This is a genomic window from Vibrio sp. SG41-7 (genome assembly GCF_014164465.1).
GTDB classification, from domain to species: Bacteria; Pseudomonadota; Gammaproteobacteria; order Enterobacterales; family Vibrionaceae; genus Vibrio; species Vibrio splendidus.
In genome coordinates, this window is sequence record NZ_JACJFF010000387.1 from 1 (window position 1) to 308 (window position 308).

A 308-nucleotide genomic window follows, 5' to 3' on the forward strand; every position below is an offset into this window, starting at 1 on the left:
GGTATAAACACAACAAACACATTCAAGTGTCTTGTATTCGAATGATCAGAAATGATTGTTCATTTTTTGATTCTACTTTTTATTAAAAAGTGGAAACAAAAAGTAAATTGAGTCCGGCAAACAGTTATCAAGAATTAACCCTTCTTGATGACAACCAAAAACCTTGGTTAGTTGCCATACATAAAACCCTTTCGGGTTGTATGGTTAAGTGACTAAGCGTACACGGTGGATGCCTTGGCAGTCAGAGGCGATGAAAGGCGTAATAACTTGCGATAAGCCCAGATTAGGTAGTAATAACCTTTTGAGTC

At 37.0% G+C, this 308-nt stretch carries 1 rRNA gene; it reads left to right on the forward strand.

Going from position 1 to position 308, the window contains the following annotated elements:
• Positions 1–202: 202 nt before the first annotated feature.
• Positions 203–308 (forward strand): 23S ribosomal RNA (locus H5300_RS27270); the annotation flags it as partial.